Source organism: Kocuria cellulosilytica (assembly GCF_040981245.1).
GTDB classification, from domain to species: domain Bacteria; phylum Actinomycetota; class Actinomycetes; order Actinomycetales; family Micrococcaceae; genus Kocuria; species Kocuria cellulosilytica.
Window position 1 is genome coordinate 479,650 of record NZ_JAVFWZ010000003.1, and the last position, 15,961, is coordinate 495,610.

Here is a 15,961-nt window from a genome sequence, read left to right on the forward strand (position 1 = left end):
CCTGCGGTGTGGGACTCCATCGTGCGCCTGCGGACCGCCGGTGTCCACGACGCCCTTCGGCTGACACCGTGCGGCAGCCGCGTCCGGCCGAGCTTCCCGGCAGCAACGGGTTTCCCGGGACGGGTGCTCCCCGCCGGTGCGGGGAGGAGACTGGGAGCATGAGCACAGATTCCGGACGAAGGACCACGACGGCCTCCGGCGGCACCGAGACGGGATCCGTGGACGGGGACCTGGCCCGGCGGCTCGGCGGCCTGGCCCGCGACCTGCAGGTGGCGGAGGACGTCCAGGGCACGCTCGAGGCCATGGTGCACGCCGCGCTGGAGCTCGTCCCCGGAGCGGTGGCGGCCTCGATCTCGGTGGCCCGGCGGCGGCACGGGATCGAGTCCCGGGCCGCGTCCGGGGAGCTGCCCCGCAGGGTGGACCAGCTGCAGGCGGACACCGGTGAGGGACCGTGCATGGACGCGGCCTTCGAGCAGCGGATCGTGCGCGTGCCCGACTTCCGCCACGAGGACCGGTGGCCGCGGTTCGCCCCGGCCGCCCTGGAGGCCGGGGCCACGTCCATGCTCGCCTTCCAGCTCTACACCGACGGCGACGTCCTCGGGGCGCTCAACGTCTACGGAGCCGGCTTCGGCGCCTTCACCGAGGAGTCCGAGGAGATCGGCCTGCTGGTGGCGGCCCACGCCGCGGTGGCCCTGGCCGCCGCCCAGCAGGTCAGCCACCTGCACGAGGCACTGGCCACCCGTGACCTCATCGGGCAGGCGAAGGGCGTGCTCATGGAACGGTTCAGGATCACGCCGCACGAGGCGTTCGTCCTCCTGACCACCGCCAGCTCCCAGACGAACACCAAGCTGCGGGACGTGGCCGAGCGGCTGGCCACCACCGGCGTCCTCACCGGCGAACCGCCCGCGGGAGCGGCCGGCCCGCAGGACTCCTGATCGTGCTCCGGTCCCGGTCGCTCAGCCGCCGAGCCCTGCGTTGAGCCGCGCGGCCTGTCGCACGAGGTGGTCGCGTTCGGGGGCGCTGAGCGCCGACCGGGCGGCCTCGGCGTAGAGCCGTGCCGCAGTCACGGGGTCGCCGTCGCGCTCGTGGAGGTACGCCGCGACGGCGGTGTACCGGGGCAGGGCGGGGTCGAGGTCGGCGAGGGCGGCGAGACCGGCCCGGGCGCCCTCGGCCTCCCCGAGGGCGACGGCGCGGTTGAGGCGGGCAACGGGGCTGCCGGTGAGCCGCACGAGCTCGTCGTACCACTCGACGATCTGCGGCCAGTCGGTCTCCCCGGCGGTGCGGGCGTCGGCGTGGAGCGCGGCGACGGCGGCCTGGGCCTGGTACTCGCCCAGGCGGTCCCGGCGCAGGGCTCTCTGGAGCACGTCGACGCCCTCGGCGATCAGGCGGGTGTCCCACAGGCCGCGGTCCTGCTCCGCGAGGGGCACGAGGCTGCCGTCGGCCCGGGTCCGGGCGGGGCGCCGTGCGTGGTGGAGCAGCATGAGCGCCAGCAGTCCCGCCACCTCCTCGTGCTCGATCCCGGCCGCCAGCTGACGGGTGAGCCGGATCGCCTCGGCGGCGAGGTCCACGTCCCCGGAGTAGCCCTCGTTGAAGACCAGGTAGAGCACGCGCAGCACCGTGGCCGGGTCCCCGGGCCGGTCGAGCCGGACGCCCGAGACGGTCCGCTTGGCCCGGCTGATCCGCTGCGCCATGGTGGGCTCGGGCACGAGGTAGGCGCGGGCGATCTGGCGCGTGGTCAGTCCGCCGACCGCTCGCAGGGTGAGCGCGACCGCCGAGGCCGGTGTCAGGGACGGGTGCGCGCACAGGAAGTACAGCTGCAGCGTGTCGTCGGCCGTCGTCCCCGGTCCGGGCACGGGCTCGTCCTCCACCCGGAGCTCACGCCGCCGCCTGGAGGTGTCGGCGCGCGAGGAGTCGAGGAAGCGGCGCCAGGCCACGGCGACCAGCCACGCCCTCGGGTTCCGGGGCGGGTTCCCCGGCCACACGCGCACCGCCTCGACCAGGGCGTCCTGCACGGCGTCCTCGGCCGCCGCGAAGCCGGCTCCGCGGCGGACGAGGACCCCGATCACGGTGGGGATGAGGGTCCGCAGCAGGGCCTCGTCCACCGTGGATCACTCCGTGACGGTCGGCGGCGCGCCCAGGAACGGACGCACCTCGAGCCACTCGTGGATGGGCCTGCCGCCCGCGCCGGGCGCCGCGGACAGTTCCCCGGCCAGCTCGAGCGCCCGCTCCCAGGAGTCGACGTCGATCACCATCCAGCCGGCGATCAGGTCCTTGGTCTCCGCGAACGGGCCGTCGGTGACCGGTGGGCGCCCCTCGCCGTCGTGGCGGACGAACGTGCCCTCCGGGGACAGCGCCTGCGCGTCGACGAACTCCCCGGTGCCCTTGAGCCGGTCGGCGAAGTCCTCCATGTAGCGCACGTGCGCCGAGACCTCCTCGGGCGTCCACCGGTCCATCGGCACGTCGTTGACCGCGGCCGGTGCGCCTCGGTAGTGCTTGAGCAACAGGTACTTGGCCATGATGTCCTCCTCGCTGGGATACGGCCCATTGTGGCCGCATGCACCCCGGGGACGGAGCCGCGGACAGGTTTTCGACATCCCACCGGGACGATGTCCGGCGTGCTCCGGTCACGCCCCGGCCGGGAGGCGGGCGTGCGGCCTCGGTGCCCGGACCCGCGGGGGCGTTCAGGGGGCGGGAATGGGGGCGGCGTGGCCGCTGACGCCGGCAGTGCGGGCGTGCAGGGTGACCTGCAGGGTGCTGGGGCGGCCCATCTCGGCGCCCTGTCGGATGACGAACTCGTCCCCGGGCACGAGTCGTCCGAGGGAGGCGAGGTAGCCGGCGAAGGCGGCCGCGGCGGCCCCGGTGGCCGGATCCTCCACGACCCCGCCCCACGGGAACGGGTCGCGGGCCTGCCACTGTCCCGGCCCGACGGCAGCGACGAGCTGCACGGTGATCCAGTCGTGCTCCCGGCACAGGGCCTGCAGGACCTCGAAGTCGTAGTCGAGGGTGCGCAGCCGCTCAAGGTTCCGCACGACGAGCACCGGGTGCTGGTTGCCGCCGAAGCCGACGGCCGGCGGGTAGCCGGGGTCGAGGTCGTCGGCCGACCAGCCCAGGGCCTGCAGCAGGGCCTCCAGGTGCGCGGCCTCCAGGGGCAGGCAGTCGAGCGGGGGGCTCTCCAGCGTTCCGGTGGCTCCGGCGTCGTCGCGGTCGGCGGCGATCCGGACGTCCCCGACCTTGGTGGCCAGCTGGTAGTCCCCGTAGCCGGCCGTCTCGCCCAGGGCCACGGCGGTGGCGATCGTGGCGTGCCCGCAGAAGTCCACCTCGCCCTCGGGGGCGAAGTACCGGACCGGGATGGGCGTCTCAGCGGTGATCGGCCCGGTCAGGAACGCGGTCTCGCTGTAGCCGACCTGAGCGGCGATCTGCTGCATCTGCTCCTCGTTCAGGTCGGCGGCCTCCAGGACGACCCCGGCGGGGTTCCCACCGGTGGGAGTGGTGCTGAACGCGGCGTAGCGGCGGATCTGCGGTGCGGACGAGGTCATGGGAACTCCTGGTGCTCAGGGTGGCGGGACCGGCCGGGATCGGACGGGACTGGGTCAGGGACCGGCGGGGCCGGGCGGGTCGAGCTGGTCGATGAGGTTCCCGGCGAAGTCCGGGACGCTCTCGGTGGCCACCGCCAGGGTGGTCTCGACCTTTTGGATGCCCTCGATGGGCCAGACGTGCTCCACGAGCAGGCGGTGCAGGTCGGTCAGGTCCGCGATCCGCGCCCGCACGAGCAGATCGGTGGACCCGGTGACGATCGAGACCTCCTCCACGAAGGGGATCGTGTGCAGCTCCGCGACGATGCGGGCGATCTCGCGCGTCTTGTCCGTCAGCAGCGCGATGTGGGCCAGGGTCGGCATCCCCAGGCGGGCCCAGTCGATGTCCACGCCGAAGCCGCGGATCACACCGCGTTCGCTCAGCCTCGCCACCCGGTCGGCCACCGCCGGCCCGGACAGGCCCACCTGGCCACCGAGGCCGCGCAGGGACGCCCTCCCATCGGCGGCCAGCAGCTTCAGCAGCCGGATGTCGATCTCGTCCAGCCGCTCGGCAGGGGCCCGGCCGTGGGCTGGTCGGGGCGCGTTCTGGTCCATGGATGCTCCTGGGGGACGGCAGGCGCCCCGCCGGGACGGCCGGGGCGCCGACAACCCATCCGCGGTTCGAGGGTTTTCGCTGGGCTCTGCCTTCGATTGTACAGCCGACAATGCCTACTGCCATCGAAACGAAGATTCGGATAGGGTGCGAGCATGACTCGTGAGACTGTTCATGCTCCCGGTGCCCCGGCCGCGGTGGGCCCGTACTCCCACGCCGTGCGCGACGGGGACCGTCTGTACCTGTCCGGGCAGGCGCCCTTCCACCCGGAGACCGGGCAGGTCGTCGAGGGCGGGATCGAGGCCCAGGCCCGTCAGGTGTTCGCCAACCTGGCGGCGGTGCTGGACGCGGCCGGCTCCTCCTTCGCCGACGTGCTGAAGGTCAACGTGTACCTGACCGATCTGGCGGATTTCCAGACCGTCAACGCGATCTACGCCGAGGCCTTCACCGAGCCCTTCCCAGCACGCACCACGATCGGGGTGGCCGGGCTGCCCCTGGGCGCAGCCGTGGAGATCGAACTGATCGCCCGCGCCCGCTGAACCCCTCCGGCGCCGCAGTCAGCCGGTGCGTCCTCACGTCGTAGGACCACGGCCCGGACGGGACTACGCTCGGTCTCGACGGAGGCCGCAGAGGACGTGTGCACCGGTGCGGCGCATGGATCCGGCAGTCGCCCGGGGCGTCAGCGATTCCCTGCGCACTTCCGGCCGAGCGAACGGAGCGACCCGATGACACGGACCCGCATTCACAACCTCTCCATCTCGCTGGACGGCTTCGCGACCGGCGACGGCCAGTCGTCCGAGGCGCCCATGGGACACGCCGGCCAACGGCTGCACGAGTGGATGATCGCCACCCGCTTCGGCGCACCGATCTTGGGGCGCCGGGGCGGCACGGCCGGGGTGGACGACGCGTTCGCCCAGCAGCACGAGCCGGGCATCGGCGCCGAGATCATGGGCGCCGGCAAGTTCGGCCCACCGGGCTGGCAGGACGACGCCGACTGGACCGGGTGGTGGGGCCCCAACCCCCCGTTCCGCACGCCGGCCTTCGTGCTGACCCACCGCCCGCGGCCCTCGATCGAGATGGAGGGCGGGACCACCTTCCACTTCCTCGACGCCGCACCGGCCGAGGCGCTCCACGCCGCCCGTGCGGCCGCCGGCGGACTGGACGTGCGCATCGGCGGTGGCCCGACCGTCGTGCGGGACTTCCTCGCCGCGGGCCTGGTCGACCACATGCACCTGGTCCAGGTGCCGATCGTGCTCGGCCGCGGCGTCCGGGTGTGGGACGGGCTGGAGGCGCTGGAGCAGGACTACGACGTCGAGGTCGTCTCGGCGCCCAGCAGGGTCACCCACCTGACCTTCGACCGCAGGACCGCGTGACGGGGTCATCTTCCGGGCTCGTGGTGACCACCGCGGTGGAGCGGCGAGCGTGCGGGCAGATGGCGTGCAGCGGTGGGGGTGCCCCCGGGCTGTGACCGCCCGGGGCCGGCCCGCGGCACGCAACCCGTTCCCCGGTGTCGAGAACGAGGTGCCGGCTCCGTCCCGGATGCACGGGTGGCCACGACCGGCCGCACCCGGAAGTCACGACGCAAGGAGAAGATCATGTCGATCCAGCGGATGGACCACGTGGGCGTCGTCGTCGGCGACCTCGAAGCCGCTGTGGCGTTCTTCCTCGACCTCGGCATGGAGCTGGAGGGCCGGGCGCCGATCGAGGGACAGTGGGTGGACCGTGTCTCGGGGCTCGAGGGGCGTGCGGGTCGACGTCGCCATGCTGCGGACCCCCGACGGCCACGGCCGCCTCGAACTGACGACGTTCCACAGCCCCGGAGCGGTCAGCGCTGCGCCGCAGAACGCCCCGGGGAACACGCTGGGGCTGCGCAGCATCATGTTCGCCGTCGACGACATCGACGCCACCATCGCGGCGCTGCAGTCCCGCGGCGCGGACCTCGTCGGTGACGTGGTGCAGTACCAGGACAGCTACCGGCTCTGCTACGTCCGCGGCCCCGAGGGGATCATCGTCGCGCTGGCCGAGCAGCTGAGCTGAGCGCCCGCCACGCCGTTGCCGGTCCTGACTCGTGGCCACGACGGGCCGGCCACGGGAGCGGACCTCACCCGGGACGGCGCCGGACGGTGAACCCGTCGCGGACCGCGGCGACCACCTTTTCGCGGCGGGCGCCCGGGACTCGGGCCGCCCGGCCGTCGGCACGGGTTCGGCGCCATCCTGAGCGTGCTCTCGACCAGCTGCCGCAACAGTTCGCGCTCGGTGCCGAACGCCGCCTATGACGTCGCTCCACACCCGCACCAGGACGGGCGACACCGCCGGGGACGCGCCCGTCCGGAGGCTGATCCTGCACGCTGGAGGTGCGAGCCGGCGGGGCGTGCACGGCCTCGACGTCCGGCAGACCGAGGAGGACGCCGAGCGCTCCTTCGCCGAGCGCACGGCACCGGCCCAGCGGCGTGGCGACGCCCTCAAGCACCGGGGGGTGCAGCCGGGTCGGGTGGGTCCGGCAGCCCGGCACGGGGGCGCACCGGTCCTCGAGTGAGCGCCTCCGGGTTCCCGGGATCCGGGAACCAGATCTGGACCAGGGCCCACCCCACGGCGGTCAGCGGCACGGCCAGCACGGCGCCGACGACACCGGAGAGGATCCCTCCGGCAGCCAGGGCGAGCAGCACCACCAGCGGGTGCAGGCTCAGGGCCCGGCCCAGCACCATCGGCTGGAGCACCCGGCCGTCGAGCTGGTTGATGGCCACCACCACCGCCACCACCACCAGCGCCACCACGGGCCCGTTGGCCACCAGGGCCACCAAGGCCGCGACACCCCCGATCAGGGCCGCTCCCACGATGGGGACGAATCCGCCCAGGAAGATCAGCACGGACAGGGGCAGAGCCAGAGGCACCCGCAGCACCAACAGGGTGACTCCGACGACCACCGCCTCCAGCAGCGCCACCACGGCGGTGCCGCGCACATAGCCTCCCAGCACGTGCAGGGCCGTGGTGCCCGACACGAGCAGCTTCGCCAGGGTCTCACCGTGGAAACGGCGCAGGAAGAACGCCCAGATCCTGGCCCCGTCCTGGAGGAAGAAGTAGAGGATCACGGCCACCAGCACCGCTCCGGTGATCACCTGGGTGGCCGCGGAGATCCCCAGGAGCGCCCCGGCGCCGAACCGGGGGCCGGCCGTGAAGTCCACGACGGCCGTGATGGCCTCGTCCAAGCCCTGCTGACCGACAGGAACCGGACCGGCCACGATGAACTCCCGCAGCCGTTCCAGCCCGCCCACTGCGGAGGCCACCAGCTCCGCCCACTCGCTGCGCACCGCGAACACCATCCCGGTGACCACCCCGCCCAGGACCACGATCGCGGCCAGGAACACGATCCAGGTCGCCAGCGCCCCCGGCACGCCCCGCCGGCGCAGAAAGGCGACCAGAGGGTTCAGCGCCGCGGCCAGGATCAAGGCGATCAGCAACGGGATCACCACCAGCTTGAGCTGGATCAGCCCGTAGACCACCACCGCCCCCGCGCTCAGCAGCACCAGCCCCTGCAGCGCCCGGGTGGTCGCCCGCCCCAGCGGATCCGCCCACAGGTCAAGGGTGTGCGAGACGCTGCGATGCCGTGGGCGCGTCATCGGAATCCGCCTCCCCCGTCCCGCCGCCGACCTGGGTTCAGGATGCGCCCACGGGCCCGTGGATGCCAAGACCCGGGACAGTGCCCGACGACGGCGCCGCCCCCGGTCCCGGGCCCGGTGCCCCGACGCGGCGACCCACGCGCCGGCCGGCGGCCTGCTCCAGGCCGCCGGATGGGCTTTCGATCAGGCCGAGGACCTCACCTGGCGGGACCTCGGGATCCTGGTGACCGGACCTTCCGTGCTCGCCCAGTTGAGCCATCTGCAACGGCTGAGAGCCCGCGGGGTGCGCGTCGGCACCGCCGAACAGGCCACCCGGGCCCGGTCCTTCCACGGCATCGTGATCGCGTACTGCCCCGACCGCGCCGTGCTCACCGCCGCTGAGGCCCTGCCGGACGCCCGAGGTGTGGCGGCGGTGGCTCTGCCCAACGACGCGTTGTCGGAGTGGGTCGCCGCCTGCGCCCCGCAGCATCTGGGCGGGCACGCCCTGCCGGTCCCCGCCGGGACCAGCGCACCAGCGCCTCCACGTTCCGCGCAGCCTCTTCAGCCCAGCCCCTGACCGGCCGGCACCGGTGCCACGCGCCGGGGCCACCGCGCTTCCCACGACGGACAGTGCCGGCGGGACCGTGCCCGAGGTCCGGGCGAGGCATCTCATGGGCAGCAGCCACAGATCGCAGCGCGTCCGGGCGACGAAGACCCGCCTCGGCCGGGCAGCGCACTTAATAAGCGGGCAGCGCACTTAATAAAGGGGCCGTCCCGGTGCGGAGTCGGCCATCAGGCGGATCATGGGAACCCAGCTCGAGCCGACCGCTCCGCCCGTCGGCATCGGGCGGTTGCCTCGGCGACGTGGTGGAGAGAGCACCGGCAGAGCCCGAACCGTCCCCGGCGCCCTGGCCTTCGCCGTCGCGGCCGCGGTGCAGTCGGTGATCGGGTTCCTGCGCTGGGTGTTCGTGGTCTCCCCTGGCCGCCATCCGCGCTTCGGGGGATGCAGCCACCGGGACCGCGGTGGCGGCCGCCTGGACTGCCCGGCACCAGTTCGGCGGGGCCCTGCTGGGCGAGCACCTGGGTCAGGTCCTCGTCCTGGGCCCGGCGGGGAGACCTGTCCACAGATGCGCCCCCGGGTTCCCTCCCGGGGACCGACCGGACCCCGTCCGGAGAGGAGCACCATCATGGCCGCTGAAGAACCCCGCACCGAGGGCCGGGGCACGACCGGTCCCACCCCGGACAACACGATGCGCGCGGTGGTGCGCGACAGGTACGGCCCTGCCGAGGTACTGCACCTGGCACGGATCCCGGTGCCCGAGCCCGGCAAGAAGGACGTGCTCCTGCGCGTGCGCGCAGCCGGTCTGGACCGGGGCACCTGGCACCTGATGACGGGCCGCCCCTACCTGCTGCGCCTGGGCTTCGGGCTCCGGGCACCGAGGAACCCGGTGGCCGGGATGGAAGTGACCGGCACGGTCGTGGCCCTCGGCGCCGCTGTCACCGGCATCTCCGTCGGGCAGGAGGTGTACGGGGTGGCCCGCGGTTCCTTCGCCGAGTACGCCGTGGCCCGGGCCGACCAGGTCGCCCCCGCACCGGGGAACCTGACCGCCGAGCAGGCTGCGGTGGTGCCGATCTCCGCAGCCACCGCCCTGCACGCCCTGGAGCGGGCCGGACACCTGCAGGCAGGGCAGACGGTGCTGATCACCGGGGCCTCCGGCGGAGTGGGGTCCTACGCCGTGCAACTGGCCAAGGCCTTCGGGGCGGACGTCACCGCCGTGACCAGCACCGCCACGGTCGACCACGTCCGCTCCCTGGGCGCGGACCACGTCATCGACCGCACCCGCGAGGACTTCGCCGATGGAACCCACCACTACGACCTCGTCCTGGACCTGGCCGGCAACCCACCGCTGTCCCGGCTGCGCCGGGCCCTGGCACCGACCGGAACGGCCGTGCTCGTGGGCGGGGAGGAGGGCGACCGCCTCACCGGTGGCATGGGACGGACCCTGCGCGCAGCAGCTCTCTCCCCGTTCGTGGGCCAGCGGTTCACCAACGTCGTGTCCACCACCCGCACCGCAGGCCTCCAACGGCTCACCGAGCTCATCGAGGCCGGTCGAGTGACCCCGCACGTCGACGGCACCTACCCGCTGGAACAGGCTGCTGAGGCGATGGCACGGCTCGAGGCCGGTCGAGTGCGAGGAAAGATCGCCATCATCGTCTGAGCACACTGGGACCCGGCCAGCTGCGAGGCGGTGTCATCTTCAGTGGTTGGGTAACGATCCGGGGCAGGTCAGCGGGCCGCTCCGGAAGGCCGTCCTACGCTGGGGACACGGACCGGCCCAGGCGTTCTCCCGACCTGGTGCGCGGTCCGGGGCCGTGGATCGGCCCGTCATCCCTTCGATTCGTCGGCCTGTGCGTACTGCGAGGATGTGCTGTCGCGGTGAAGCGGGGCCCAGGGGTCGACATCGTCGTCCATGACGACTGACCCCGAAGCACCGTTCTCCGGGTGCAGGGACCTCACCGGAGGTGGCCTGCGCCGGCCGAGAGGGAGACGACAATGTCATCACCGGCACGATCCGCTCGTCACACGTTCACCGCCGCCACGGCGGCGGTGCTCCTCCTCGGGACCGGCGGGGCAACGGCCACCCCGCCCTCCCCCGCCGGACCGGCGGACGCCCCGGCCGCTTCGGCGACACCGTCGGCCACGGGCTCCGACGTCTGTGTCACCGACGTCGACGACGTCGTCACCCGGGAACCTTCCGCGCAGACGGCCGAGCCCCTGCCCGAGGAGCTGGCGACGACGTTGGATGCCGCCGCCCGGGCCTCGTTCGGCCAGGCGTCTGCGCCCGGTGCGGTGGTGGGGGTCTCCTCCCCCGAGGGCACCTGGACGGCCGCCTACGGGATGGCCGACCCAGCCACCGGGGAGCCCATGGAGGTGGGCGTGCACACCCGCATCGGGTCGGTCACCAAGCCCTTCACCGCCACCTTGATCCTGCAGCTGGCGGAGGAGGGCCAGCTCTCCCTGGAGGACCCCATCGCCGACTACATCGAAGGCATCCCCAACGGGGAGCAGATCACCCTGCGGCAGCTCGCGAACATGACCAGCGGTGTGGCCAGCTACACCCGCAGCACTCAGTTCACGGACCGCTTCTTCGCGGATCCGCAGCAGGTCTTCACCCCCGAGGAACTGGTCGCCGTCGGCGTCTCGGAATCTCCTCTGTTCGCCCCGGGTGAGCAGTTCGACTACTCCAACACCAACTACATCCTGCTGGGCCTGGTGGTCGAGCAGGTCACCGGCCAGCCGGTCGGGGAGGTCCTGGAGGAGCGGATCTTCGATCCTCTGGAGCTCGACGAGACCACCTGGCCCGGGGACTCCACCGAGCTGCCGGAACCCTCCGCGCGGGGCTTCACGCTCCAGGGCGACACCGCGACCCCGGAAGCACCGGCCGATGCCACCCACTGGAATCCCTCGTGGGGAGACACCGCCGGGGCCCTGATCTCGGACGTGGAGGACCTGCTGGTCTACGGCCGGGCCATGGGCACCGGGCACGGACTGCTGGAACCGGAGGCCCAGCGGGAGCGCCTCACCTCGTTCCAGCCACCCGAGTCCGGCTACGGGCTGGGCTTCGGATGCATCGACGGCTGGGTCGGGCACACCGGGACACAGCCCGGCTACAACACCACCGTCTACTACGACACCACCACCGACACCACCGTGGTGGTGCAGGCCACCAGTGACATTGCCTCCGGGGACTGCCCGGAGTCCCCGGTGCTGGCCGACGATCCCAGGACCCTGCCCTGCGCCACTCCGGCCACACGGATCTTCGCCGGGCTCTCCACCGCCCTGGGCCACACCTTCACCCCCAACCCGGAACGCTGACCATCCGCAGCACCGGATCGGTCGAACACCGACCCGGCGCGCGGGATCATCCGGTGGTCCTGCCCGACGGGGCTGTTCCCCCGTCCTCGGGACCACCTCTCGACGCCCCGGGCCGGAGGACGTCGATGATGGGCAGAAGGCTCCGCTCGCCCCTGTCGGGATTCCCACTGCCTGCGCCCACCTCGTGCTCCCCGCTCCGCGTCCCGAAACGGACGTCCCGGCGCCGGTCGTGGTGCCCCCAGCCGGTGACGACACCGGTACTGCCCCAAGTGCCGCGGCGGCGCGCTGGAAGGCCCGATGGTATGTCGTCTAATCTGGATCACCGGTCCAACAGAGGGCTCTTTCGTTCACCACTTCGGAGGAGAAACCGATGGGACTCGCAGACCGGATCAGCGCCACAGCCGACCGGGTCGTGGGCGCGGCCAAGGACAGGCTCGGCGCCGTCACCGGCAACGCGGAGCTGCAGGCCCAGGGGCTCGCGCAGAACGCCGTGGGCCGGGCCGAAGGCGACGGCGAGGACGTCGAGGACACCGCACGGGACATCGTCGAGGACGAGACATAGTCCGATCCATCCCACCCCGGCCTGCCGGTGGCGGGCCAAAGCAGGCGAAGGGCCGGCTCTCGAAGCCGCACCTGACCACCAGGCGGCGGCCCGACACGGACAAGACTCTCGGAACGGATGTTGCCGCCGGGGAGACGATGAGCCCGATGGCGCCTGGCCGGTCGGGGCGGCTCAGCACGCGGGCACCGCGGGGTCGCCGGCCTGCTATTGCAGGGCGGAGGTGAGCCGGGCGACGTTGTCCAGGTATTCCTGGTGCCGGGGCCGGGCCGGCCAGGAGTTCGGATCCAGTTCATGGCTGTCCTCGTGGTAGCTCTGCACCACGTCCTGCCTGCCAGTGCGGAAGCCTGGGTCGACGACCATGAGGTGGACCCCGTGGTCCAGGGCGAAGGAGCGGATGTCCGTGTTGGAGGAGCCCACCACCGCGACGTCCTCATCGGCCGGCACGAACTCGGCGTGCAGCAGCACCCAGGAGCGGGGTGGAGGACGACCCTGATCCCTGCGCGGATCAGCTTCTCGTCGTACGAGCGCTGGGCGTGATGGGTCGCCGCCGCCGGGACCCGCCGGCTCCTGGACGAGGATCTCCTGCTCGCCCCGTACCCGCGAGACCGGTTGCGCGTGGGGCACGGGACGAGGGCATCGACGATGCCGCGGCTCCGCTCTGCCGTTTTCGTCAGCACCCTTGTTGGCCTTCCTGGGGCGTGCGTAGAGTCGGAGCAGTCCGGGCGCGGACACCGTGCCGGAGCAGGCCTGAGCAGGCCGAGGCAGGACCGGAGGGGACTCGATGACGAGCAAGGACCGGATCGCTGAACCGTGGGGCACCCGAACCCCCTACGCCGCCGGGGAGGACTGGCCGGTGCGGGTCGACACGCACCTGGCCGAGGGGCTCGGTCCCGAGGACATGGACCGATGGGTGCAGACCGCCTCGATCCTGCACTCCAACGGTGATGCTCTCGACATCGGAGTCAAGGACGGAAAGATCGCCGGGGTCCGGGGCCGGGCCGTGGACCGGGTCAACCACGGGCGCCTGGGAGTGAAGGATCTCTACGGCTGGCGGGCCAACGCCTCCCCCGACCGGTTGACCAGGCCGTTGATCCGACGGGGCGGCAAGCTCGTGGAGACCGACTGGGACACCGCCATGGATCGGATCGTGGGACGCACCCAGGACCTGCTGGAGGAACAGGGTGCCAGCGCGATCGGCTTCTACACCACCGGCCAGCTCTTCGCCGAGGAATACTACACCTTGGGCGTCCTCGCCCACGGCGGACTGGGCACCAACCACGTGGACGGCAACACCCGGCTGTGCACTGCCACCGCCGCCGCCGCGTTGAAGGAGTCCTTCGCCTCCGACGGCCAGCCCGGCTCCTACACCGACATCGATCACGCCGACGTCATCGCCCTGTACGGGCACAACATGGCCGAGACCCAGTCCGTGCTGTGGATGCGCGTGCTGGACCGCCTGGCCGGGACCAATCCACCGCAGGTCATCTGCGTGGATCCCCGGCCCACCCCGGTCGCCCGGCACGCCACCGTGCACCTGGCTCCGCGCCCGGGCACCAACGTCGCCCTGATGAACGGGCTGCTGCACGAGATCATCACCCACGACCGGGTCGACCACGACTACATCGACGCCCACGCCGTGGGCTACCCCGAGCTCGAGAAGAGGGTGCAGGAGTACACCCCGGAGGCCGTGGCCACGATCTGTGACGTGCCCGCCGAGCAGATCCGGGAAGCCGCCCGCATCATCGGCGGTGCCCAGCGGTTGCTGTCCACCGTGCTGCAGGGCTTCTACCAGTCCCACCAGGCCACCGCCGCAGCGGTGCAGGTCAACAACATCAACATCATCCGCGGCATGCTCGGCAGACCCGGTTGCGGGATCCTGCAGATGAACGGCCAACCCACCGCCCAGAACACCCGCGAATGCGGCGGCGACGGCGACCTCCCCGCATTCCGCAACTGGTCCAACGACGCCCACGTCGCCGATCTCGCCAAGGTGTGGAACGTCGAACCGTTCCAGATCCCGCACTACTCCCCGCCCACCCACGTGATGCAGATGATGCGCTACGTCGAGGACGGCTCCATCCGCATGCTCTGGGTCAGCGGCACCAACCCTGCCGTGTCCTTGCCGGAGCTGGCCCGGATCCGTTCGATCCTGCAGCAGAAGCGGCTGTTCCTGGTGGTCCAGGACATCTTCCTGTCCGAGACCGCTCGGCTGGCCGACGTGGTGCTGCCGGCAGCCACCTGGGGTGAGAAGACCGGGACCTTCACCAACGTGGACCGCACCGTGCACCTGTCGGAGAAAGCCGTGGACCCGCCCGGGGAGGCGAAACCGGACCTCGACATCTTCCTCGACTACGCCCACCGCCTCGGCCTGAAGGACAAGGACGGGGACCCGCTGATCAAGTGGCACGACCCCGAATCGGCCTTCGAGGCCTGGAAGGAGTGCACCCGTGGCCGGCCCTGCGACTACACCGGTCTCAGCTACGACAAGCTGCGCGGTGGCTCCGGCATCCAGTGGCCCTGCAACGACGAGCACCCCGATGGTTCTGAACACATCTACGTCGACGGGGCGTTCTGGTCCGACCCGGAGTACTGCGAGAGCTACGGCCGTGACCTGGTGACCGGCGCGCCGCTGGAGCCGGCCGAGTACAAAGCGCTGAACCCGTCGGGCAAGGCGATCCTCAAGGCCGCCCAGTACCTGCCGCCCCACGAGATGCCCAGTGAGGAGTTCCCGTTGCAGCTGATCACCGGGCGCACCCTCTACCACTTCCACACCCGCACCAAGACCGCCCGCGCTCCGCAGCTGCAGGACGCCGCCCCGGAAGTGTGGGTGGAGCTCTCCGCCGGTGACGCCGCCGCCACCGGGATCAGCGAGGGCGACCTGACCCGGATCAGCACCCCGCGGGGATCGGTGCAGGCCAAGGCGCGGATCACCGAGATCCGCACCGGGGTGCTGTTCCTGCCCTTCCACTACGGGTACTGGGACACCAAGAAAGGACACGAGCCCGGCAAGGCCGGGCGGGCGGCCAACGAGCTGACGATCACCGATTGGGACGCGGCCTCCAAGCAGCCGATCTTCAAGACCGCCGCCGCCAGGATCACCAAGATCGCCGCGGCCAAGGGCCCCTCCCGGGCCCCGACCACCACGGCCTCGGCCCCGGTGGCCGACGTCGGTCACCGCACCACCGGTAGCCCGTCGGCAGCAGCCGATGAGAATGTCCACGACACCACCGCGGAGGCACTGCGATGAAGATCGGCCTGGTCCTGCACGAACTCCACCGCTCCGAGAACGACCTGGCCCAGAAGCTGCTGCACGTCTCCGAACGCCACAAGGTCGACCACGAGATCTACCACCTGGCCCGCGACCTCGCCCGCTGGTCCCAGCACCACGTCCGGGAGATCGCCGAGATCGGCCGGCACTACGACCAGGACCTCGACCCGGAACCCGAAGGCGAGCACCGCCTCACGGAGAAGCTGCGGGAGAAGGGCAGCGAGCTCATCGGCCGGCGCAGTCACGCCGCGCTGCTGATGCTGGTCGACCTGCGGGAGGTCTACACCATGGCCTCCGGGGTCTCGGCCGACTGGGAGATGCTCGCGCAGGCCGCCCAGGGCATCAAGCACCACGACCTGCTCGACGTCACCCAGCGCTGCCACCCCGACACCCTGCGCCAGGTCCGCTGGGCCAACGCCATGCTCAAGGTCAACTCCACCCAGATCCTCATCAGCTGACTGCATCTGTCCCTCCCGCTCACGTCGAGCCCACCGCGGCGGCGTCGTCCCGCCCGGCCCGCTCCGGGTCGGCAG

At 72.1% G+C, this 15,961-nt stretch carries 17 protein-coding genes; 11 read left to right on the plus strand and 6 right to left on the minus strand.

The window, feature by feature from the left end; translation table 11 throughout:
- Positions 1–158 precede the first annotated feature (158 nt).
- A complete protein-coding gene (locus RCG67_RS07315; RefSeq protein WP_368825499.1) occupies positions 159–935 on the plus strand; it encodes a GAF and ANTAR domain-containing protein in 777 nt (258 codons plus the stop codon).
- Positions 936–956: 21 nt separating this feature from the next.
- Here RCG67_RS07315 and RCG67_RS07320 read toward each other — a convergent pair whose 3' ends face one another.
- The 4 genes from RCG67_RS07320 to RCG67_RS07335 form a co-directional block, all read right to left on the minus strand.
- A complete protein-coding gene (locus tag RCG67_RS07320; protein ID WP_368825500.1) occupies positions 957–2,102 on the minus strand; it encodes an RNA polymerase sigma factor in 1,146 nt (381 codons plus the stop codon).
- A gap of 6 nt (positions 2,103–2,108) precedes the next feature.
- A complete protein-coding gene (locus RCG67_RS07325; RefSeq protein ID WP_368825502.1) occupies positions 2,109–2,516 on the minus strand; it encodes a YciI family protein in 408 nt (135 codons plus the stop codon).
- Between the two features lie 165 nt (positions 2,517–2,681).
- On the minus strand, positions 2,682–3,536 hold the full coding sequence (locus RCG67_RS07330; RefSeq protein WP_368825503.1) for a PhzF family phenazine biosynthesis protein: 855 nt from the start codon (positions 3,534–3,536) through the stop codon (positions 2,682–2,684).
- A 54-nt stretch (positions 3,537–3,590) separates the two neighbouring features.
- Complete coding sequence (locus RCG67_RS07335; protein ID WP_368825504.1) at positions 3,591–4,127, minus strand: Lrp/AsnC family transcriptional regulator; 537 nt, start codon at positions 4,125–4,127, stop codon at positions 3,591–3,593.
- A gap of 153 nt (positions 4,128–4,280) precedes the next feature.
- Between RCG67_RS07335 and RCG67_RS07340 the strand changes: the two genes are divergently transcribed.
- The 4 genes from RCG67_RS07340 (at position 4,281) to RCG67_RS07355 (ending at position 6,162) form a co-directional block, all read left to right on the plus strand.
- Positions 4,281–4,664 (plus strand): Rid family detoxifying hydrolase, encoded by a 384-nt coding sequence (locus RCG67_RS07340; RefSeq protein WP_368825505.1) that lies wholly within the window; start codon positions 4,281–4,283, stop codon positions 4,662–4,664.
- A gap of 186 nt (positions 4,665–4,850) precedes the next feature.
- Positions 4,851–5,498, plus strand: coding sequence for a dihydrofolate reductase family protein (locus tag RCG67_RS07345; protein WP_368825506.1), 648 nt, complete (start codon positions 4,851–4,853; stop codon positions 5,496–5,498).
- A gap of 237 nt (positions 5,499–5,735) precedes the next feature.
- Positions 5,736–6,074 carry a VOC family protein gene (locus tag RCG67_RS07350; RefSeq protein ID WP_368825566.1) on the plus strand — a complete coding sequence of 113 codons (339 nt, stop codon included), beginning with the start codon at positions 5,736–5,738 and terminating at the stop codon, positions 6,072–6,074.
- Entirely contained in the window at positions 6,004–6,162 is a 159-nt protein-coding gene (locus tag RCG67_RS07355; RefSeq protein WP_368825507.1) for a VOC family protein, read from the plus strand. Before RCG67_RS07350 ends, RCG67_RS07355 begins: the two co-directional genes overlap by 71 nt.
- 425 nt (positions 6,163–6,587) lie before the next feature.
- Here the strand turns inward: RCG67_RS07355 and RCG67_RS07360 are convergent, their stop codons facing one another.
- A complete protein-coding gene (locus RCG67_RS07360) occupies positions 6,588–7,742 on the minus strand; it encodes an AI-2E family transporter (protein WP_368825508.1) in 1,155 nt (384 codons plus the stop codon).
- A 58-nt stretch (positions 7,743–7,800) separates the two neighbouring features.
- On the opposite strand from RCG67_RS07360, the gene RCG67_RS07365 reads away from it, so the two are divergent.
- The 4 genes from RCG67_RS07365 to RCG67_RS07380 all read left to right on the plus strand — a co-directional run bounded on the left by RCG67_RS07365 (position 7,801) and on the right by RCG67_RS07380 (position 12,160).
- Positions 7,801–8,298: a hypothetical protein gene (locus RCG67_RS07365; RefSeq protein ID WP_368825509.1), complete on the plus strand. Its 498-nt coding sequence runs from the start codon at positions 7,801–7,803 to the stop codon at positions 8,296–8,298.
- Between the two features lie 610 nt (positions 8,299–8,908).
- Positions 8,909–9,940, plus strand: coding sequence for an NAD(P)-dependent alcohol dehydrogenase (locus RCG67_RS07370; protein ID WP_368825510.1), 1,032 nt, complete (start codon positions 8,909–8,911; stop codon positions 9,938–9,940).
- A gap of 335 nt (positions 9,941–10,275) precedes the next feature.
- Complete coding sequence (locus RCG67_RS07375; RefSeq protein ID WP_368825511.1) at positions 10,276–11,598, plus strand: serine hydrolase domain-containing protein; 1,323 nt, start codon at positions 10,276–10,278, stop codon at positions 11,596–11,598.
- A 370-nt stretch (positions 11,599–11,968) separates the two neighbouring features.
- The gene (locus tag RCG67_RS07380) at positions 11,969–12,160 is read left to right on the plus strand and encodes a CsbD family protein (protein WP_368825512.1); all 192 of its coding nucleotides are present in this window, start codon (positions 11,969–11,971) and stop codon (positions 12,158–12,160) included.
- A 204-nt stretch (positions 12,161–12,364) separates the two neighbouring features.
- On the opposite strand, the gene RCG67_RS07385 is transcribed toward RCG67_RS07380, so the two are convergent.
- Positions 12,365–12,625 carry a phospholipase D-like domain-containing protein gene (locus RCG67_RS07385; RefSeq protein ID WP_368825513.1) on the minus strand — a complete coding sequence of 87 codons (261 nt, stop codon included), beginning with the start codon at positions 12,623–12,625 and terminating at the stop codon, positions 12,365–12,367.
- Between the two features lie 316 nt (positions 12,626–12,941).
- On the opposite strand from RCG67_RS07385, the gene RCG67_RS07390 reads away from it, so the two are divergent.
- Positions 12,942–15,407, plus strand: coding sequence for a molybdopterin oxidoreductase family protein (locus tag RCG67_RS07390; protein ID WP_368825514.1), 2,466 nt, complete (start codon positions 12,942–12,944; stop codon positions 15,405–15,407).
- Positions 15,404–15,886, plus strand: a complete 483-nt coding sequence (locus RCG67_RS07395; RefSeq protein WP_368825515.1) for a hypothetical protein — start codon at positions 15,404–15,406, stop codon at positions 15,884–15,886. Before RCG67_RS07390 ends, RCG67_RS07395 begins: the two co-directional genes overlap by 4 nt.
- Positions 15,887–15,961 lie beyond the last annotated feature (75 nt).